Source organism: Pseudomonas sp. D1-36 (genome assembly GCF_051132205.1).
Taxonomy (GTDB): domain Bacteria; phylum Pseudomonadota; class Gammaproteobacteria; order Pseudomonadales; family Pseudomonadaceae; genus Aquipseudomonas.
In genome coordinates, this window is record NZ_CP071674.1 from 1,721,534 (window position 1) to 1,739,698 (window position 18,165).

21 protein-coding genes are annotated in these 18,165 nt (G+C 60.6%); 18 read left to right on the plus strand and 3 right to left on the minus strand.

Annotated features, from left to right (window positions below):
• Position 1 precedes the first annotated feature (1 nt).
• The 15 genes from mltG (at position 2) to araH (ending at position 14,087) form a co-directional block, all read left to right on the plus strand.
• A complete protein-coding gene (gene mltG / locus J3P76_RS07830; RefSeq protein ID WP_434560010.1) occupies positions 2-1,162 on the plus strand; it encodes an endolytic transglycosylase MltG in 1,161 nt (386 codons plus the stop codon).
• 20 nt (positions 1,163-1,182) lie between these two features.
• Positions 1,183-1,815: a dTMP kinase gene (gene tmk, locus J3P76_RS07835; RefSeq protein ID WP_434607102.1), complete on the plus strand. Its 633-nt coding sequence runs from the start codon at positions 1,183-1,185 to the stop codon at positions 1,813-1,815.
• On the plus strand, positions 1,808-2,794 hold the full coding sequence (locus J3P76_RS07840; RefSeq protein ID WP_434607099.1) for a DNA polymerase III subunit delta': 987 nt from the start codon (positions 1,808-1,810) through the stop codon (positions 2,792-2,794). The genes tmk and J3P76_RS07840 overlap by 8 nt, the downstream gene beginning before the upstream one ends.
• 40 nt (positions 2,795-2,834) lie before the next feature.
• Positions 2,835-3,191, plus strand: coding sequence for a PilZ domain-containing protein (locus J3P76_RS07845; RefSeq protein WP_186611513.1), 357 nt, complete (start codon positions 2,835-2,837; stop codon positions 3,189-3,191).
• Between the two features lie 10 nt (positions 3,192-3,201).
• A complete protein-coding gene (locus J3P76_RS07850) occupies positions 3,202-3,996 on the plus strand; it encodes a TatD family hydrolase (protein WP_434607096.1) in 795 nt (264 codons plus the stop codon).
• 383 nt (positions 3,997-4,379) lie between these two features.
• Complete coding sequence (locus J3P76_RS07855) at positions 4,380-5,018, plus strand: TetR/AcrR family transcriptional regulator (RefSeq protein ID WP_039593659.1); 639 nt, start codon at positions 4,380-4,382, stop codon at positions 5,016-5,018.
• A gap of 138 nt (positions 5,019-5,156) precedes the next feature.
• The gene (locus J3P76_RS07860) at positions 5,157-6,125 is read left to right on the plus strand and encodes a GTP 3',8-cyclase MoaA (RefSeq protein ID WP_420767192.1); all 969 of its coding nucleotides are present in this window, start codon (positions 5,157-5,159) and stop codon (positions 6,123-6,125) included.
• Positions 6,126-6,336: 211 nt separating this feature from the next.
• Entirely contained in the window at positions 6,337-6,942 is a 606-nt protein-coding gene (locus J3P76_RS07865; RefSeq protein ID WP_039593661.1) for a DUF4823 domain-containing protein, read from the plus strand.
• A 15-nt stretch (positions 6,943-6,957) separates the two neighbouring features.
• Entirely contained in the window at positions 6,958-7,518 is a 561-nt protein-coding gene (locus J3P76_RS07870) for a DUF1285 domain-containing protein (RefSeq protein WP_434607092.1), read from the plus strand.
• Between the two features lie 114 nt (positions 7,519-7,632).
• The gene (locus tag J3P76_RS07875) at positions 7,633-8,376 is read left to right on the plus strand and encodes a FadR/GntR family transcriptional regulator (RefSeq protein ID WP_434560002.1); all 744 of its coding nucleotides are present in this window, start codon (positions 7,633-7,635) and stop codon (positions 8,374-8,376) included.
• Entirely contained in the window at positions 8,377-9,252 is an 876-nt protein-coding gene (locus J3P76_RS07880) for an SMP-30/gluconolactonase/LRE family protein (RefSeq protein ID WP_434560000.1), read from the plus strand.
• A 237-nt stretch (positions 9,253-9,489) separates the two neighbouring features.
• Complete coding sequence (locus tag J3P76_RS07885) at positions 9,490-10,308, plus strand: SDR family oxidoreductase (protein WP_434607089.1); 819 nt, start codon at positions 9,490-9,492, stop codon at positions 10,306-10,308.
• 175 nt (positions 10,309-10,483) lie between these two features.
• Positions 10,484-11,488 carry a substrate-binding domain-containing protein gene (locus J3P76_RS07890; RefSeq protein ID WP_420767197.1) on the plus strand — a complete coding sequence of 335 codons (1,005 nt, stop codon included), beginning with the start codon at positions 10,484-10,486 and terminating at the stop codon, positions 11,486-11,488.
• Between the two features lie 75 nt (positions 11,489-11,563).
• Entirely contained in the window at positions 11,564-13,108 is a 1,545-nt protein-coding gene (araG, locus tag J3P76_RS07895; protein WP_420767198.1) for an L-arabinose ABC transporter ATP-binding protein AraG, read from the plus strand.
• Between the two features lie 10 nt (positions 13,109-13,118).
• A complete protein-coding gene (araH, locus tag J3P76_RS07900; protein WP_420767199.1) occupies positions 13,119-14,087 on the plus strand; it encodes an L-arabinose ABC transporter permease AraH in 969 nt (322 codons plus the stop codon).
• Positions 14,088-14,292: 205 nt separating this feature from the next.
• Here the strand turns inward: araH and J3P76_RS07905 are convergent, their stop codons facing one another.
• Together J3P76_RS07905 and J3P76_RS07910 are read right to left on the minus strand one after the other, a co-directional pair.
• Positions 14,293-14,673 (minus strand): Rho termination factor N-terminal domain-containing protein, encoded by a 381-nt coding sequence (locus tag J3P76_RS07905; RefSeq protein WP_434559996.1) that lies wholly within the window; start codon positions 14,671-14,673, stop codon positions 14,293-14,295.
• A gap of 32 nt (positions 14,674-14,705) precedes the next feature.
• Positions 14,706-15,053, minus strand: a complete 348-nt coding sequence (locus J3P76_RS07910; RefSeq protein ID WP_434559994.1) for a hypothetical protein — start codon at positions 15,051-15,053, stop codon at positions 14,706-14,708.
• Between the two features lie 166 nt (positions 15,054-15,219).
• Here J3P76_RS07910 and J3P76_RS07915 point away from each other — a divergent pair, with 166 nt between their 5' ends.
• Positions 15,220-15,702 (plus strand): GNAT family N-acetyltransferase, encoded by a 483-nt coding sequence (locus tag J3P76_RS07915; RefSeq protein ID WP_030137727.1) that lies wholly within the window; start codon positions 15,220-15,222, stop codon positions 15,700-15,702.
• A 3-nt stretch (positions 15,703-15,705) separates the two neighbouring features.
• Here J3P76_RS07915 and J3P76_RS07920 read toward each other — a convergent pair whose 3' ends face one another.
• Positions 15,706-16,338, minus strand: coding sequence for a glutathione S-transferase family protein (locus J3P76_RS07920; protein ID WP_420767202.1), 633 nt, complete (start codon positions 16,336-16,338; stop codon positions 15,706-15,708).
• Between the two features lie 186 nt (positions 16,339-16,524).
• Here J3P76_RS07920 and J3P76_RS07925 point away from each other — a divergent pair, with 186 nt between their 5' ends.
• Both J3P76_RS07925 and J3P76_RS07930 read left to right on the plus strand, forming a co-directional pair.
• Complete coding sequence (locus tag J3P76_RS07925; RefSeq protein ID WP_420767203.1) at positions 16,525-17,508, plus strand: 2-dehydro-3-deoxygalactonokinase; 984 nt, start codon at positions 16,525-16,527, stop codon at positions 17,506-17,508.
• Positions 17,509-17,527: 19 nt separating this feature from the next.
• On the plus strand, positions 17,528-18,148 hold the full coding sequence (locus J3P76_RS07930; protein WP_434607083.1) for a 2-dehydro-3-deoxy-6-phosphogalactonate aldolase: 621 nt from the start codon (positions 17,528-17,530) through the stop codon (positions 18,146-18,148).
• The last annotated feature ends 17 nt before the right edge of the window (positions 18,149-18,165 follow it).

Consider the following 18,165-nt stretch of genomic DNA (forward strand, 5'->3'; position numbering starts at 1 on the left):
CGTGAGACGTAAATTCTTGTTGTTGCTGGAGACCGGACTGGTTCTGGCAGGGCTGTTGTTGGGCGCTTCGGCCTGGAAAATTCATTCGGCGCTGCAGCAGCCGTTGAACATCACCCAGGAAGAGTTGCTGGATGTGCCCAATGGGACCACGCCGACCGGAACCCTCAATCGTCTCGAAGCCGATGGCCTGATCAAGGATGCGTTCTGGCTGCGCGTCTATTGGCGTTTCAATCTTGCCGGCCAGCCGTTGCACACTGGTGAATACCGGATGGTGCCGGGCATGACGATGGAAGGCCTGATCGGCGTCTGGAAGCGCGGTGAAGTGGTGCAGTACAGCGTGACGCTGGTGGAGGGCTGGAACTTTCGCCAGGTGCGCGCGGCGTTGGCCAAGGATGAAAAGCTCGAGCAGACGCTCGCCGGCCTCAGTGATAGCCAGGTCATGGATCGCCTTGGCCATTCCGGCGTATTTCCGGAGGGTCGGTTCTTTCCGGACACCTACCGATTCGTGCGCGGTACATCGGATGCCGACCTGCTGAAGAAAGCCTACGAGCGGCTCGATGATGTGCTTGCCAAGGAATGGGCGCAACGGGCTGCCGACGTGCCCTACACCCAACCCTATCAAGCATTGATCATGGCTTCGCTGATAGAAAAGGAAACCGGTGTGCCCCAGGAACGGGGTCAGATTGCCGGGGTGTTCGTGCGGCGCCTGCGCCTGGGCATGCTGCTGCAGACCGATCCCACTGTGATCTACGGCCTGGGGGAGCGCTACACCGGCAAGCTCACCCGATCCCATCTGAAAGAACCCAATCCCTACAACACCTACCTGGTGCCGGGCCTGCCGCCTACGCCTATCGCGATGGTCGGGCGCGAGGCGATTCACGCAGCATTGAACCCGGCCGACGGCAACAGCCTTTACTTTGTTGCGCGGGGCGACGGCAGCCATGTGTTTTCCGATGATCTGGAGTCGCACAACAATGCGGTGCGTGAATACCAGCTCAAACGTCGCGCCGACTACCGCTCCAGCCCGGCCCCGGCCACACCTGAAGATTCGGCGCCGATTCCCGCCGCGTCACCTGATACCGCGCCGCAAGACGGGCCCCAGGTGCCGCCTCAGGATCCGGCCCCCGAACCGGATGCCAGTGAGCCACCGAACCCGCAATGACTTTGACTAAGGATCGCCCCGTGACTGGTTTGTTTATCACGCTGGAAGGCCCGGAAGGCGCCGGCAAGAGCACCAACCGCGAATACCTCGCCGGACGCCTCCAGGCCGCCGGCATCGAGGTGGTCTTGACCCGCGAGCCGGGCGGTACGCCGCTGGCCGAGCGGATTCGCGAGGTGTTGCTGGCGCCCCTTGAAGAAGTCATGAACCCTGATGCTGAGTTGTTGTTGGTGTTCGCTGCCAGGGCGCAGCACCTGGCCGAAGTGATTCGACCGGCGCTGGCCCGAGGAGCCGTGGTGCTTTGTGACCGCTTCACCGATTCGACTTACGCCTACCAGGGCGGTGGCCGAGGCTTGTCCGTCGAGCGTATCGCTGCGCTGGAAACGTTCGTCCAGGGCGACCTGCGGCCGGACCTGACCCTGGTTTTCGACCTGCCGGTGGAAATCGGCCTGGCGCGGGCCAGCGCTCGTGGCAGGCTGGATCGCTTCGAGCTTGAAGGGGCAACGTTCTTCAATGCCGTGCGCGACGCCTTCATCGAGCGCGCCAAGGCCGATCCGACGCGTTACCTGTTGATCGATGCCGCGCAGCCGTTGACCCAGGTCCAGCAATCGCTGGATGCGGTGTTGCCCGGGTTGCTGGAGCGTGCCCGTGGCTGAAGCCTATCCCTGGCAGGACGGTCTCTGGCAGCAACTGGCCGGCCGCACGCAGCATGCCCACGCGTACCTGTTGCATGGCCCGGCCGGTATTGGCAAGCGGGCGTTGGCCGAGCGCCTGATGGCGAGCCTTTTGTGCCAGGCCCCGACGGCCACGAATGCCTGCGGGGAATGCAAATCGTGCCTGCTGCTCAAGGCTGGCAGTCATCCGGACAATTACGTGCTGGAACCTGAAGAAGCGGACAAAGCGATCAAGGTCGACCAGGTCCGTGACTTGGTCAGCTTCGTGGTCCAGACCTCGCAAATGGGCGGGCGCAAAGTCGTGCTGGTCGAGCCGGTTGAGTCAATGAACATCAACGCCGCCAACGCTTTGCTCAAGAGCCTCGAAGAGCCTTCCGGCGATACCGTCCTGTTGCTGGTCAGTCATCAGCCGAGCCGTTTGCTGCCGACCATCAAGAGCCGCTGCGTGCAGCAGGCCTGCCCGCTGCCCAGCCAGGCGATGAGTTTGCAATGGCTCGCCCAGGCCATGCCTGACAGCACCGATGAGGAACGTGGCGAACTGCTGACCCTGGCCGCCGGTTCGCCGCTGGCGGCCGTCAGCCTGCAGGCCCAAAGCGTGCGCGAGCAGCGGGCGTTGGTGGTGGACGGCGTGAAGAAGCTGCTCAAGCAGCAACAATCTCCAACGCAACTGGCCGAAGGCTGGAACGCCATTCCCCTGTTGCTGTTGTTTGACTGGTTCTGCGATTGGTCGAGCCTGATCCTGCGTTATCAGCTTACCGAGGACGAAGCCGGCCTCGGATTGACCGACATGCGTAAAGTCATCCAATACCTGGCGCAAAAAAGCAGCCAGGACAAAATCTTGAACATCCAGGACTGGATTCTTGCCCAACGTCAGAAGGTGTTGAGCAAGGCCAACCTCAATCGCGTATTGCTGTTGGAGGCGCTGTTGGTGCAATGGGCGAGTTTGCCTGGTCGTACCTGACAGAGGCACTAGACTCAGCTCAATCGCAGCGGAGACCAGCATGAACGAACCTGTCAGTCCCGGACCACGCAACGGCATTCTGTCCCTGACCATCAAGGACAAGTCGGTGCTCTACGCGGCCTACATGCCGTTTATTAAAAACGGCGGCCTGTTCATTCCCACCAACAAGAATTATCGCCTGGGCGACGAGGTGTTCATGCTGTTGAGCCTGATGGACGAACCGGAAAAAATCCCGGTCGCCGGCAAGGTGATCTGGATGACTCCCAAAGGCGCCCAGGGCAACCGGGCCGCCGGCGTTGGCGTGCAGTTCAACGAAGGCGACAACTCGGCTCGCAACCAGATCGAAACCCACCTGGCCGGAACGCTCAAGTCCGACCGTCCCACCCATACGATGTAGCCTGGCCCTTATGCTCGTAGACTCTCATTGCCACCTCGATCGCCTTGACCTCGCCGCCCATGGCGGATCCCTCGACGCCGCGTTGGATGCGGCGCGCCAGCGAGGGGTGGGGCATTTCCTCTGCATCGGTGTCAGCGCCGACAACGCCGCCGACGTCAAGCGCCTGGCTGAACGATACGAAGACGTCGATTGTTCGGTGGGCATCCACCCACTGGATGTGCAGCCCGATGCCACGCCGGCCCTGGATTGGCTGTTGCACGAACTCGATCATCCGCGAGTCGTGGCTATCGGCGAGACCGGGCTCGACTATCACTACGAGCCGGAGGCCGCCGAAGTCCAGCAGGCGTCGTTCCGGTTGCACTTGGAGGCCGCCAGGCAGACCGGTAAGCCGGTGATCATCCATACCCGTGGCGCGCGGGCCGATACCTTGGCATTGCTGCGGGACGCGGCGCTGCCCCACGCCGGTGTGCTTCATTGCTTCACCGAGGATTGGGATATGGCCAAGGCTGCCCTGGACATGGGTTATTACATTTCCTTGTCCGGCATCGTCACGTTCCGTAATGCCGACGCCCTGCGCGACGTCGCAAGCAAAGTGCCAGCCGATCGTTTGTTGGTGGAAACCGACTCGCCTTATCTGGCGCCCATCCCTTATCGTGGCAAGCCCAACCTTCCGCAGTATGTCCGGGAGGTTGCCGAATACCTGGCGATGCTGCGGGGGGAACCGTACGACCGGTTCGCGGAGCAAACCACCGAAAATTTCAAGCGGCTGTTCCCGTTGGCTCGGGTCCGTACGGCAAGAGCCTGAAATCGAGGCAAAAAAAACCCGGGTTCTGGGGGGTGAATCCGGGTTAAGACCATTAGGAGTAAAACAAAGGCACGCGGTCCGTTGGTACCTTTATCGGCGCGTCACTTGGGGGAGATGTCGTGCCGACAGTTCAAGTATTGATCAGTCTGGCGATGAGTCCAGTTTGACCGAGGTCGTTTTTAAACAAATTTGGAATACGTTCGCTTCGGATAAGTTCTCATTGCCGGCAAAGCCTGCCCAGGCGGGTCCGCGCTTACCAACTGAGGAGCTGGGGTCGCACCGTTTTGTGAAGAACTGTGGCCGTGCGCGGATGATCCGTGCATTTTTGCGTAAGTTAGGCATAATACCCGGCTTCGAATTTTGACCCTTCAGACCTTTTTCTTATGCACAAAGAACCTCGTAAGGTCCGTGAGTTTCGTCGCCGCGAGCAGGAAATTCTCGACACCGCGCTCAAGTTGTTCCTCGATCAGGGTGAAGACAGCGTCACCGTCGAGATGATTGCGGATGCCGTGGGTATCGGCAAAGGCACGATTTACAAACACTTCAAGTCCAAGGCAGAGATCTACCTGCGGCTGATGCTCGATTACGAGCGGGATTTGAACGAGCTGTTGCATTCGGCCGATGTCGACAAGGACAAGGAAGCGCTGTCCCGAGCGTACTTCGAGTTCCGCATGCGCGACCCGCAGCGTTACCGCTTGTTCGATCGCCTGGAAGAAAAGGTGGTCAAGGGCAACCAGGTGCCGGAAATGGTCGAGGAGCTGCACAAGATCCGCGCCTCGAACTTCGATCGCCTGACCTTGCTGATCAAGGGCCGGATCAGCGAAGGCAAGCTTGAAGACGTCCCGCCGTATTTCCACTACTGCGCTGCCTGGGCGCTGGTGCACGGCGCGGTGGCGCTGTACCACTCGCCGTTCTGGAGCAATGTGCTGGAAGACCAGGAAGGCTTCTTCCAATTCCTGATGGATATCGGTGTGCGCATGGGAAACAAGCGCAAGCGCGACACGGATACGCCGAGCAGTTGAGGCATTCAGCTGCTTAATTGCGCCATGTCCGCTTACATGGCGCAGTGCCCCAGGAATATACTCGGGCTTGGGTCTTGCGAAAACTTGATTTCTAGGTCAATTTTCACGGGCTCGATTCTTCTTTCGCCGGAGTGATCCATGATCGTTGACCGTCAAGGCAGGCGTTTTCGCAATTTGCGGATCAGCCTGACTTCAGCCTGCAATTACGCCTGTACCTACTGCGTGCCTGATGGCAAGCGGCTGGTGGCTGCGCAGGATGAACTGTCGGCCGAGGCCATGGCGCGAGGCGTGGCGTATCTGATCGAAGCGGCTGGAATCGAGCGGTTGCGCATCACGGGTGGCGAGCCGCTGGTCAGCCCCAAGCTTGAGAGCTTCATGACAGCGGTAGGGCAGATGGGCCTTGAGGACATCAGCCTGACCACCAACGGCCAGTTGCTGGCCAGGAAGCTGCCCCTGCTAATGAATGCCGGTATCCGCCGGATCAACGTTTCCCTCGACACCCTGGACGCCGCTGCCTTTCGCAGCATAGCCCGCGGAGGAGACCTGGCGACTGTGCTCGATGGCATGGAGCAGGCCCGGGCGGCGGGCCTGAAGATCAAGGTCAACATGGTGCCGCTGCGCGGGCAGAACCTCGATCAGGTGATGCCGTTGCTTGAATACTGCCTGGAACGTGGCTATGAGTTGCGCTTCATCGAGTTGATGCGCATGGGGCACCTGGCCAAGGATTCCAATGCGTTCCTTCAGCAATTCGTCAGCCTTCAGCAACTGCTGGGCCTGATTGGCGACCAATACGAATATTTGCAAGCCGACGCTCCCGTCGATGCCACGGCTGTGCGCTATGAAATTCCCGGGCTCGGGCACTTTGGCGTGATCGCCAACGAAAGCGTGCCGTTCTGCCGAACCTGTTCGCGACTGCGGTTGTCGTCCACTGGCTGGCTGCACGGCTGCCTGTCGTCGAGCAACCGTCATTACGTCGGCGATCTGCTGGACAAGCCCCGACACCAGGCGTTGCCGGCGCTCCAGCGCTTGCTGGTCAAGGCGTTGGGAGACAAGCAGGAAGTAGCGTTCTCGGGTGGCGCGACCATCATGAAGATCATTGGCGGCTGACTGGCTTCTCGTGGCGAGGTAGCTTGCTCCCGCTCGGCTGCGAAGCAGTCGCAACGTGCAAAGGGGCCGCTACGCCGAAGCGTCGGACCGGCCCAGCGGGAGCAAGCTCCCTCGCCACAGGTATTCCAAGGCGCATACCCTGCAAGCTGGCGCAAAAGCTGCATCCCACGGCCATTCGCCGGTTTTCCGTCACCGGTTTTTGGAGGATAGGATGCGTAGCCTGTTTTTGCTGCTGACCGTTTTGACGCTTGGTGGCTGCATGAATGTCAGCGATATGGGGGAGGGCGTTCGTTATCACATGAGCGATGCCGGCCTGCTGGACCATAGCGACAGCCGCCGTGTAAACAACCTGCGCATCCAGCCGGATTCCTTCATCTACATCGCTCAGGGCGCTTTTGCTCCGCCAGGTAGCGCCTATCCGCGACCCAACGTCGTCGCTGAAGAAGCCTTCAATGGATTCATCGAATATTTCCCGATGGTTCGTCGCGCCCGGGTCCCGGAAGGCCTCGATCAGGCGATGGGTGAAGCGCGTGCCGCCGGTGCCCACTATTTGCTCTACACCCGATTTGCCAAGGCGGACAACCGCATCGGCAACACCGACGAATGGCTGGATGAAGAGGCGGTGGATCGCCTGGGTGTCGACACCAGTGTGATTCAAATCATGTTGATCGAGACCAGCACCCAGTATTTGATTGATACTGCACGCATCAAGAGTCGTGGCGGTTTGCTGACGTTGCACGACAAGCAGCCACAAGACCTCATCGCCGCGCCGTTGCGTGAGTACGCCCGCAGCTTGTTGGGGATGAGCAACGAATAAACAGAAGGGGGCACCATGAGCGGACCGCAAAAAGCCAATGACCTGCTGGGGCAGATCCCCAAGACCAAAGGCCTGCCGCCGGTCCACTTGTGGAACCCTGACTTCTGCGGCGACATCGACATGCGAATCGCCCGGGATGGCACTTGGTACTACCTGGGCACCCCCATCGGACGCAAGCCGATGGTCAAGCTGTTCTCCACCATCATTCGCCGCGACGGCGATGATTACTTTCTGATTACCCCTGTGGAAAAAGTCGGCATCAAGGTCGATGACGCGCCGTTCGTGGCCGTGACCCTGGAGGTCGAAGGAGAGGGGGAAGGGCAGTTGTTGCGCTTTACCACCAATGTCGAGGAAGTCACCGAAGCCGGCCCGGAACATCCGATGCGGGTGATGATCGATCCCCAGACCCGGGAACCGGCGCCTTACATTCATGTGCGCAGCAATCTTGAAGCGCTGATTCATCGCAATGTGTTCTATCAATTGGTGGAGCTTGCGGTCAGCCGTGAGATAGATGGGCAGCGCTGGTTGGGCGTCTGGAGTGGTGGCGAGTTTTTCCCCATCGGCCTGGAGCCCTGATTTTTCTGTAGGAGCGAGCTTGTTCGCTTTCACAAGGCGCCAAAAATTCAAATTGACACCCAATCGTATGATGATTAGCGTGGGCACCTAACAAGAAATGCCCACGGGGTGCTCATGTCCAGCAGTTTTCACGCGTCGACCGTCGATTGGCTGGGGGGCTGGATCGCCGCCGGCCAGGTCAAGCCTGGGCAAACCATCAAGGTCGAGGCGGATCTGGGCGAGCAACTGGGCGTCAGCCGCACGGTGATTCGCGAAGCCATCAAAACCTTGGTGGCCAAAGGCATGCTGGAAGTCGGGCCGAAGGTCGGCACGCGGGTGTTGCCGGTGCGCCGCTGGAACCTCTTTGATCCACAAGTGGTGGGCTGGCTGTCGCGCAGCGGCTTGCCGGAGAATTTTGTCGACGATCTGCTGGACCTGCGCCGCACCATCGAACCGATGGCCGTGCGTTGGGCCTGTGAACGGGCGACGGCCGACCAGGTGCAGGCGATCCGCCTGGCCTATCATGCGCTTGAGCGGGCGGTGGACAGCGGTGCGGATTACAACCGCGCCGACCAGTTCTTCCACGAATGCATCCTCGCGGCCAGCCACAATCAATTCATCGAACAAATGGTCCCAGCCCTCGGAGCGTTGTTGGCGGTTTCGTTCGAGGTGTCGGCCGCCGACCCGGACGAACTGCGCCGCACGCTGCCGATCCACAAGGACATCGCCGAAGCCATCGCCGCTCGGGACGCGACGCGAGGCGTCTGGGCCTGCATGACGCTGATCGATAACGCAGACCTGGCCATCAAGCGTTTTTACCCCAATGTCATGGCCGGTCGAACAGACAACGCCGGGAAACTCGGGAACAGGAGGTTTTAAATGAAGTGGACGGCTGTGACGGAGCATCGGGCGAAGCTGGGCGAGGGGCCTTTTTGGGACGAGCCGACCCAGGCGCTGTATTGGGTCGATATTGCCGGCAAGCAGGCGTTGCGGCTGATTGGCAAGAACGTGCAGATCTGGCAGATGCCTGAGCACGTCTCTGCATTCATCCCGACCCAGAGCGGCGATGCCTTGGTGACGTTGAGCAGTGGCGTTTACCGGTTGGACCTGGACTCCCCAGGCCTGGAACCGCGCCTGAAGTTGCTGTGCATGGCCGATCCCCAGCCGGGCAATCGCGCCAACGAAGCCCGCTGCGATGCGTTGGGCCAGCTCTGGCTGGGCACCATGCAGAACAACATCGGGGAAGATGGCGAAGACTTGCCCATCGAGCAGCGCTCCGGTGGGCTGTTTCGTGTCGGCGGCGATGGCCGCGTGATGCCGCTGTTGCGTGGCTTGGGCATCCCCAACACATTGTTGTGGAGCCCTGATGGCACGACCGTCTATTTCGGCGAGAGCCTGGACGGGACCCTTTATCGGCACTTTATTTATCCCGATGGAAAACTCGCGCCCGCCGAAGTCTGGTTCGGACCCCATTCCCGTGGCGGGCCGGATGGTTCGGCGATGGATGCGCGGGGCTATATCTGGAACGCCCGTTGGGACGGCAGTTGCCTGCTGCGGTTGCATCCGGAGGGTCACGTCGATCAGGTGATCGAATTGCCGGTCAGTCGCCCTACCAGTTGTGTATTCGGTGGTGAAGACCTACGGACTTTGTATATCACCAGTGCGCAAAGTCCCCTCAATCACCCATTGGACGGGGCGGTGCTATCGATGCGCGTCGATGTGCCGGGCGTGGCTTGTACGCGGTTCGCGGGGTAAATCCCAAAATATGGGATGTAAATATATATATTGAGATTATTCGGCGGTCGGGTTTATAGTCGGCTCCATCAGCAATACGCACTCACACTTAAAAAAACAAAACAGGTGAAGTGATGCATCGTTTTTTCCCGGAACGCCTCGGCGGTGTTCGCGAATCAGTGTTGAGCCCACAGCTTTTGAACCGGCCATCGTTGGGTGTCCGGTTTTTGTCGTGTGTTTGCACTGGAGGCCCCGTCCATGGCTGAAGCGCTTTGCTTGCCGCCGGTGCCTGAGCCCGTGAAGGGCGAACGCCTGAAAGACAAGGTCGTGCTGTTGACCGGCGCTGCCCAGGGCATCGGCGAAGCCATTGTCGCCGCGTTCGCTTCGCAACAGGCCCGGCTGGTCATCAGCGATATCCAGGGGGAAAAGGTCGAAACCGTCGCCGCCCATTGGCGTCGACAGGGTGCGGATGTCCAAGCGCTGAAGGTTGATGTCTCGAACCAACAGGATTTGCACGTCATGGCCCGCCGGGCGGTCGAGTTGCATGGTCGCATCGACGTGCTGGTGAACTGCGCAGGCATCAACGTGTTCCGCGATCCGCTGGAAATGACCGAAGAGGACTGGCGCCGTTGCTTCGCCATCGACCTGGATGGCGCTTGGCACGGTTGCAAGGCGGTGTTGCCACAGATGATCGAACAGGGCGTGGGCAGCATCATCAACATCGCGTCGACCCATTCGTCCCACATTATTCCCGGTTGTTTCCCATACCCCGTAGCCAAACATGGCCTGCTGGGCCTGACCCGTGCCCTGGGCATCGAGTACGCACCCAAGGGCGTGCGGGTGAATGCCATTGCGCCGGGCTACATCGAGACTCAACTGAACGTCGACTACTGGAACGGCTTTGCCGATCCCCAGGCCGAACGCCAGCGCGCGCTGGACCTGCACCCGCCACGGCGCATCGGGCAGCCGATCGAAGTGGCAATGACGGCCGTATTCCTGGCCAGTGACGAAGCACCGTTCATCAATGCCTCATGCATCACCATCGATGGTGGGCGTTCGGTCATGTACCACGACTGAACATTCTTGGATTGCGGAGGGAAACTTCGCCTGTAATCCAATCATCATACGATATGACTATTTACACCTATGCTTGTGCAGTAACACGATTTGACCGGCCAGCCTGCGCAATTCCACCCATGTGGAGCAGATCCCTGGACGTTTGGCTTTCAATAAAAAAAACAAGGAGTCAGCTATGAAATATCGTCGTGGGATCCGTTCCCTGTGTCGTGCCGCCCTGGCGGTGACCGCGGTCAGCCTTAGCAGCAGCCTGCTGGCAGCGGATCCGGTAAAAATCGGTTTTCTGGTCAAGCAGGCGGAGGAGCCCTGGTTCCAGACCGAGTGGGCTTTCGCCGAGAAGGCGAGCAAGGACAAAGGCTTCGAGTTGATCAAAATCGCCGTGCCCGATGGCGAAAAAACCCTTTCGGCCATCGACAGCCTTGCCGCCAACGGTGCCAAGGGCTTCGTGATCTGCCCGCCGGACGTGTCTCTCGGCCCAGCCATCATGGCCAAGGCCAAGCTTAACGATCTCAAGGTGATCGCCGTCGACGACCGTTTCGTCGACGCCAAAGGCAAGTTCATGGAGGACGTGCCATACCTGGGCATGGCGGCCTTCGAGGTGGGCCAGAAGCAGGGCGCCGCGATGGCCGCCGAGGCGAAAAAGCGTAACTGGGACTGGAAAGACACCTACGCGGTGATCAACACCTTCAACGAACTGGACACCGGCAAGAAGCGCACCGACGGTTCGGTCGATGCCTTGAAGAAAGCCGGGATGCCGGAAGACCACATTCTGTTTGCGGCGCTCAAGACCCTCGACGTCCCCGGCAGCATGGACTCCACCAACTCGGCGCTGGTGAAGCTGCCAAGCGCTGCGAAAAACCTGATCATCGGCGGTATGAACGACAACACCGTGCTGGGCGGCGTGCGCGCCACCGAAGCAGCCGGCTTCAAGGCGGCCAACGTGATCGGCATCGGCATCAACGGCACCGACGCCATCGGCGAGTTGAAGAAACCGGACAGCGGCTTCTTCGGTTCGATGTTGCCGAGCCCGCACATCGAAGGCTACAAGACCGCCGAAATGATGTACGAGTGGATCACCACCGGCAAGGAACCGCCGAAGTACACCGCCATGGACGAGGTGACGCTGATCACCCGGGAGAACTTCAAGCAAGAGCTGGAAAAGATCGGCCTGTGGAACTGACGGCCGGTTGATTCAAAAGCGGCCCTGGCCACATGAGTGGCAGGGTCGCTTGATCTCTGTGAGTTCGAGGTGGTTATGCAAGCGCAAACAGCGACACGGCAACACAACATCGGCGGCAGCTTGCGATTCAACGGGATCGGCAAGTCCTTTCCTGGCGTGCAGGCGCTGGCCAATATCAGTTTCGTTGCTCATCCGGGGCAGGTGCATGCCTTGATGGGCGAGAACGGCGCGGGCAAGTCCACGTTGCTGAAAATCCTCGGGGGCGCCTACATCCCGAGCAGCGGCGACTTGCAGATCGGCGAGCAGACGATGGCCTTCAAAGGCACCGCCGACAGTATCGCCAGCGGTGTGGCGGTGATTCACCAGGAATTGCACCTGGTGCCGGAAATGACCGTCGCGGAGAACCTGTTCCTCGGTCATTTGCCGGCGCGTTTCGGCCTCGTCAATCGCGGCGTACTGCGTCAGCAGGCGTTGACATTGCTCAAAGGCCTGGCGGACGAAATCGACCCGCAGGAAAAAGTCGGTCGTCTGTCCCTTGGCCAGCGCCAGTTGGTGGAAATCGCCAAGGCCTTGTCCCGTGGCGCCCACGTCATTGCCTTCGACGAACCGACCAGCAGCCTGTCGGCCCGGGAAATCGACCGTTTGATGACGATCATTGCCCGCCTTCGAGACGAGGGCAAAGTGGTGCTGTACGTCAGCCACCGCATGGAGGAGGTGTTCCGCATCTGTGACGCGGTGACGGTCTTCAAGGACGGTCGTTATGTCCGCACCTTCGAGAACATGAGCGAGCTGACCCACGATCAGTTGGTCACGTGCATGGTCGGTCGCGATATCCAAGACATTTATGACTACCGCCCCCGGGAGCGCGGCGATGTGGCGTTGCAGGTGAAAGGCCTGCTCGGGCCGGGCTTGCGCGAACCGGTGAGTTTCCATGTACACAAGGGCGAGATCCTCGGCTTGTTCGGGCTGGTCGGCGCCGGTCGTACCGAGCTGCTGCGTTTGCTCAGTGGCCTGGAACGTCAGAGCGAGGGCAGCCTGGTCCTGCACGGCAAGGAATTGAAACTGCGTTCCCCCCGGGATGCCATCGCCGCTGGTGTGCTGCTCTGTCCGGAAGATCGCAAGAAGGAGGGCATCATTCCGTTGGGCAGCGTGGCCGAGAACATCAACATCAGCGCCCGTCCGGCTCATTCCGCGCTCGGCTGCCTGTTGCGTGGCGAGTGGGAGCGGGGCAATGCCGACAAGCAGATCAAGTCGCTCAAAGTGAAGACCCCGGCGGCGAGCCAGAAAATCATGTACTTGTCCGGCGGTAACCAGCAGAAAGCAATCCTGGGACGCTGGCTTTCCATGCCGATGAAAGTCCTGCTGCTTGACGAGCCGACGCGAGGCATCGACATCGGCGCCAAGGCCGAGATCTACCAGATTATCCACAACCTGGCGGCCGATGGCATCGCGGTGATTGTGGTGTCCAGTGACTTGATGGAAGTGATGGGCATTTCCGACCGGATCCTGGTGCTGTGCGAAGGGGCCATGCGCGGCGAGTTGCCGCGTGACCAGGCCGACGAATCCAACCTGCTGCAACTGGCGCTGCCGCGCCAACGCGTTGCCGACGCGGCGAACTGAGAGGTAAATCATGACCATCCAAAACAATGCACTGCCAACGGCGCGCAAACCCCTGGACCTGCGCCGCTTCCTCGACGACTGGGTCATGCTGCTGGCGGCCATCGGCATCTTCGTGCTCTGCACCCTGATGATCGACAACTTCCTGTCGCCGCTGAACATGCGCGGCCTGGGCCTGGCGATTTCCACCACCGGCATCGCGGCATGCACCATGCTGTATTGCCTGGCGTCCGGGCATTTCGACCTGTCGGTGGGTTCGGTGATTGCCTGCGCCGGCGTCGTCGCGGCCGTCGTGATGCGTGACACCAATAGCGTATTTCTCGGCGTGAGCGCGGCGTTGGTGATGGGGCTGATTGTCGGCCTGATCAACGGCATCGTCATCGCGAAACTGCGGGTCAATGCGCTGATTACCACGCTGGCGACCATGCAGATCGTACGCGGCCTGGCCTACATCTTTGCCAACGGCAAGGCGGTGGGGGTGTCGGAAGAATCGTTTTTCGTCTTTGGTAACGGCCAGATGTTCGGTGTGCCGGTGCCGATCCTGATCACCATTGCCTGCTTTCTGTTCTTCGGCTGGCTGCTGAACTACACCACTTATGGGCGCAACACCATGGCCATCGGCGGCAACCAGGAAGCGGCATTGCTGGCAGGCGTTAACGTTGATCGCACCAAGATCATCATCTTCGCCGTGCACGGTGTGATTGGTGCGCTGGCAGGCGTCATCCTGGCGTCGCGCATGACCTCGGGCCAGCCGATGATCGGCCAGGGTTTCGAACTGACCGTGATCTCTGCTTGTGTTCTGGGTGGCGTTTCGTTGAGCGGCGGCATCGGCATGATTCGCCATGTCATCGCCGGCGTGCTGATCCTGGCGATCATCGAGAACGCGATGAACCTGAAGAACATCGATACGTTCTACCAGTACGTCATCCGCGGCTCGATCCTGCTGTTGGCGGTGGTGATTGACAGGTTGAAACAGCGTTGAAGATTATTGGAGGCTGACCTGCCGCCATCGTCGGATCGCCGCCCGGAGCAGGCTCGCTCCCACACTGGCTCTGCACTGTTCCGAAGTCCTGAGCCAGGCGAAAAACCGGTGGGAGCGAGCCTGCTCGCGAAGGCGTCGGTACATCCGACACTTCCTTAGCTGACCCACCGCATTCGCGAGCAGGCCCGCTTCCACAGTTTTCGCTCTACCCCGCCTTGCGCAACGCCTCGACCAGTTCCTGCTTGCGCATTTTCGAGCGTCCGGGAATATTTTTTGCCCGGGCTTCTTTCATCAAGCTGTCCACGGTCTGGGCCTCATGGGAGGCTTTGCTGGTGCGCGGCTGGCCTTCGCGGCTCTTGGCGGCGCGCCGGGCCGACTCCTTGCGGTCGGATTGCTTGGCTTCGGCGGGTTTCTTCTTGCCGGATCCACCAGAGCGTTCGCCGCCTCCCGATTGCTTGTTCACCGTGGCCCAGGCCCGAGCCTCGGCCTCGCCTTCCGACACACCTTTTTGCTCATAGCTGTCTTCGATGTGCTCGGCCTTGCGCTTCTGCTCATCGGTGTACTTGTCTTTGCTTCCACGAGGCATGGGAACGGTCCTCCTCAATGGCTGGGTAGAAGTTATTGGCTGGAGGCCCCACCACCTTCAGAGCCTGAACCTCCGGTTGTGGTTTTCGAACCCACGCCAGTATCGGCATTGTCGGGCGCAGTGGAGTCAGGTGTGTTCATCCCGCCTTGGCGGCCCGTGTCGTTGCCTTGGACCCTCGGATCGGTGCCTGTAGCAGGCGGCTGGCCATTGTTCAAGGTGCCGCCCGTGCCATCGGTGTTCAGTTTGGGCAAACCTTGGGTGGCCGGCGAGTTGGGTGCCTGAACCGGGTCGGTCGGTCCGGTGCCACTGGTCGTGGCCGCGAAAGCCGCCGAAGACAGCAGCGTGGCGAATGTGAGTGCAGTCAGCCTTGAATAGATCATGGTGTCGCCTCCATTTTTTGAAATGCTTGCCAGATTTTTGGCCGCGCTGGAGTGGGGTTGGTGCCGCAGGGGCGACGAACGGCGCTATTGGGGTGTCTTTAGAAGATGTGACGAGCGCCGCAGAGCGGCTTAGTATGATGCTTTCAATTGGCGACAAGGCCTGTTCATGTCCATCGAGATCCGTCCCGCGCAGCCCAGCGATGCGCCGCAAATCCTTGCTTTCATCACTGAGCTGGCCGATTACGAAAAAGCTCGCCACGAAGTCATCGCCAGCGTGGCCGACATCGAGCGCAGCCTGTTCAGCGAAGGCGCCACCGCCCACGGCTTGATCTGCCTGCGCGATGGCGTGCCGATCGGTTTTGCGGTGTTTTTCTTCAGCTATTCCACTTGGTTGGGCAGTAATTGCCTGTACTTGGAAGACTTGTACATCACGCCTGAACAGCGCGGTGGCGGGGCGGGCAAAACCTTATTGCGACATCTGGCGAAGATCGCCTGCGACAACGATTGTGGTCGCTTCGAGTGGAGCGTGCTGGACTGGAACACCCCGGCCATCGACTTCTACAAATCCCTCGGCGCGCAACCGCAGGAAGAGTGGGTGCGCTACCGGATGGATGGCAAGGTGCTCCGGGACTTCGCTAACGGCAACTGACGTTCATGAGTACGCGTCGGACGCCCACTGGGTAAACCCGGGTCGCTGTTGGAGTCGCGTGCAATAAGCGGCTACGGCTGGATAGTCCGGACGCTCCATGGGCGTCTGCCGCCAGCGGTGTACGGATAGGCCAATGAGTACGTCTGCAAGGGAAAAGTCCGCACCGGCTACGTAGGCGCCGGTGTGGTCCAGCTGTTGTTCCAGCAAGCCCATCTTCTCATTCCAGCCTTTGACGCCGGCGGCGATGAGTTGTGGGTCCTGGAAATCCGGGTGCTTGCGCACCAGTCCGTAAAACGCATCGCCCCACGACGGATTGAGCTCGGTGGCTTGCCAATCCATCCACTGCTCTACACGCGCCCGTGCGGCAGGCTCGACAGGCAGCAGGTCGCTGCGCCCGTGCTTGCCCACCAGATAGCGGCAAATGGTGTTCGACTCCCAGAGCACGCCGCTCTCGTCGACAATCACCGGCACCTGGGCGTTGGGATTCAATGCCAGGAACGCCGGGTCATGGGTCGACGCGAAGCCGATGCCCCAGTCTTCGCGCTCGTAGGAGATTTCCAGTTCCTGGCAAGTCCACAAGACCTTTCTGACGTTAATCGAGGAAGTGCGGCCGAGGATCTTCAACAATTGTCCCATCACTTTTTCCCTGAGTTGTTTGGCGTCCGGTCAGAAACGTAGCAGGGTCTTGGGTGGATGGCGATGCCTTCACGATAGAATTGATATCCCAATATGTGGGAGAGATATTTATATATTGAGATTTTCCTGCGTCCGGGTTTATAGTCCGCGTCACTCACTGCCCAATAAACAAAACAGGTGAAGCGGATGCAGGCGCAATTGATCGCGCTCGATTGGGGAACGACCTCATTACGGGCTTACAAACTAGCCGCGGGAGGCGAGGTGCTCGAGCAGCGTTCGCTGTCGTCGGGGATCATGCAGTTGCCGTCCGGGCCGCGGACGATAGCGGGCCAGGTCTGCATCGACGGTTTTGAGCTGGCCTTCGATGAAGCCTGCGGCGATTGGCTCGATGCGCAGCCAGGCTTGCCCGTCATCGCCTGCGGCATGGTGGGCAGCGCCCAAGGTTGGCGGGAAGCGCCTTACTGCGACACGCCGGCAAACGTCGCCAATCTCGGACATTCCCTACAAATTATCCGGAGCCTTCGCGGTGTTGATGTTCACATCGTGCCAGGGGTAATCCAACGCTCCCGACTGCCCAATGTGATGCGCGGCGAAGAAACCCAGGTGCTCGGTGCGTTGCCTGGCTTGCCCAACGAAGCGGTGCTGATCGGCTTGCCGGGCAGCCATTCGAAATGGGTGGAAGCGGCCGAGGGCTGCATCGTCCATTTCGACACCTTCATGACCGGCGAGATCTTCGCCGTGCTCAGCGACCACAGCATTCTCGGCCGCACCCAGCAGCGCGGCGCGGCGTTCGATGGCGTGGCTTTCGATCGCGGCGTGCAGGTGGCGCTGTCGTCGGATGGGCAGATTGGCCCGCTGTCCACCGTGTTCAGCGCCCGCAGCCTGGGCCTGACCGGCGAGCTCGGCGCGAGCGCCCAGGCCGATTACCTGTCGGGTGTGCTGATCGGCCATGAGTTGACGGCCCTGGCCGCCGTGCAACGTCAACGGCGCAACAGCGTTCACCTGCCGACGGTCGTGCTGATTGGTAATTCTCAACTCTGCGCCCGTTACCAGCGGGCCCTCGACGCCTGCGGTTTCGCCCGCGTGATCCTGGCCGAACAGGCCACCGAACGCGGTTTGTGGCAACTGGCCTTGGCGGCCGGGCTGCTCGGACCCACCGCGTCGCGTTAAACCTGACTGGAGACCTGACATGCTCAAACAAGCATTGGCGCACAACGGGCTGATCGCGATTCTTCGCGGCCTGCGCCCCGAGGAGGCGGCATCTATCGGCGAAGTCCTGTATAGCGAGGGATTTCGAGTCATCGAAGTGCCGCTCAATTCCCCCGAACCGTACGAAAGTATCCGCATCCTGCGCAGTACCTTGCCCGCCGATTGCCTGATCGGCGCGGGTACCGTGCTGACCCCGGAGCAGGTGGAGCAGGTCAAGGCGGCCGGTGGCCAGGTGATCGTCATGCCTCACAGTGACCCGAAGGTCTTGCGGGCGGCAAAAGCGGCGGGGCTGTACCTGTCGCCCGGCGTCGCCACGCCGACCGAAGCTTTCGCCGCGCTGGCCGAGGGCGCTCATGTGCTGAAGATGTTCCCCGCCGAGCAAATGGGCCCGGCGGTGGTCAAGGCCTGGCTCGCGGTTTTACCGGCCGGGACCGTGCTGGTGCCGGTGGGCGGGATTACGCCGGACAACATGGCGGTGTTCGTCGAAGCCGGCGTCAAGGGTTTCGGCCTGGGTTCCGGGTTGTTCAAGCCGGGCCTGACAGCAGATCAAGTGGCGGTGCGCGCCAAGGCCTATGTGGCCGCATGGAATGCCTTGAACTGAAGACTTTTCCAGCGCTC

What these genes read in the sequence shown, in the direction of transcription:
- J3P76_RS07890 (WP_420767197.1), top strand. Translation starts at nt 10,484, where the DNA reads ATGAAATATCGTCGTGGGATCCGTTCCCTGTGTCGTGCCGCCCTGGCG.
- J3P76_RS07855 (WP_039593659.1), top strand. Translation starts at nt 4,380, where the DNA reads ATGCACAAAGAACCTCGTAAGGTCCGTGAGTTTCGTCGCCGCGAGCAG.
- J3P76_RS07930 (WP_434607083.1), top strand. Translation starts at nt 17,528, where the DNA reads ATGCTCAAACAAGCATTGGCGCACAACGGGCTGATCGCGATTCTTCGC.
- J3P76_RS07845 (WP_186611513.1), top strand. Translation starts at nt 2,835, where the DNA reads ATGAACGAACCTGTCAGTCCCGGACCACGCAACGGCATTCTGTCCCTG.
- J3P76_RS07905 (WP_434559996.1), bottom strand. Translation starts at nt 14,673, where the DNA reads ATGCCTCGTGGAAGCAAAGACAAGTACACCGATGAGCAGAAGCGCAAG.
- J3P76_RS07865 (WP_039593661.1), top strand. Translation starts at nt 6,337, where the DNA reads ATGCGTAGCCTGTTTTTGCTGCTGACCGTTTTGACGCTTGGTGGCTGC.
- araG (WP_420767198.1), top strand. Translation starts at nt 11,564, where the DNA reads ATGCAAGCGCAAACAGCGACACGGCAACACAACATCGGCGGCAGCTTG.
- J3P76_RS07915 (WP_030137727.1), top strand. Translation starts at nt 15,220, where the DNA reads ATGTCCATCGAGATCCGTCCCGCGCAGCCCAGCGATGCGCCGCAAATC.
- J3P76_RS07910 (WP_434559994.1), bottom strand. Translation starts at nt 15,053, where the DNA reads ATGATCTATTCAAGGCTGACTGCACTCACATTCGCCACGCTGCTGTCT.
- J3P76_RS07850 (WP_434607096.1), top strand. Translation starts at nt 3,202, where the DNA reads ATGCTCGTAGACTCTCATTGCCACCTCGATCGCCTTGACCTCGCCGCC.
- J3P76_RS07925 (WP_420767203.1), top strand. Translation starts at nt 16,525, where the DNA reads ATGCAGGCGCAATTGATCGCGCTCGATTGGGGAACGACCTCATTACGG.
- J3P76_RS07870 (WP_434607092.1), top strand. Translation starts at nt 6,958, where the DNA reads ATGAGCGGACCGCAAAAAGCCAATGACCTGCTGGGGCAGATCCCCAAG.
- araH (WP_420767199.1), top strand. Translation starts at nt 13,119, where the DNA reads ATGACCATCCAAAACAATGCACTGCCAACGGCGCGCAAACCCCTGGAC.
- J3P76_RS07880 (WP_434560000.1), top strand. Translation starts at nt 8,377, where the DNA reads ATGAAGTGGACGGCTGTGACGGAGCATCGGGCGAAGCTGGGCGAGGGG.
- J3P76_RS07875 (WP_434560002.1), top strand. Translation starts at nt 7,633, where the DNA reads ATGTCCAGCAGTTTTCACGCGTCGACCGTCGATTGGCTGGGGGGCTGG.
- J3P76_RS07860 (WP_420767192.1), top strand. Translation starts at nt 5,157, where the DNA reads ATGATCGTTGACCGTCAAGGCAGGCGTTTTCGCAATTTGCGGATCAGC.
- J3P76_RS07920 (WP_420767202.1), bottom strand. Translation starts at nt 16,338, where the DNA reads ATGGGACAATTGTTGAAGATCCTCGGCCGCACTTCCTCGATTAACGTC.
- J3P76_RS07885 (WP_434607089.1), top strand. Translation starts at nt 9,490, where the DNA reads ATGGCTGAAGCGCTTTGCTTGCCGCCGGTGCCTGAGCCCGTGAAGGGC.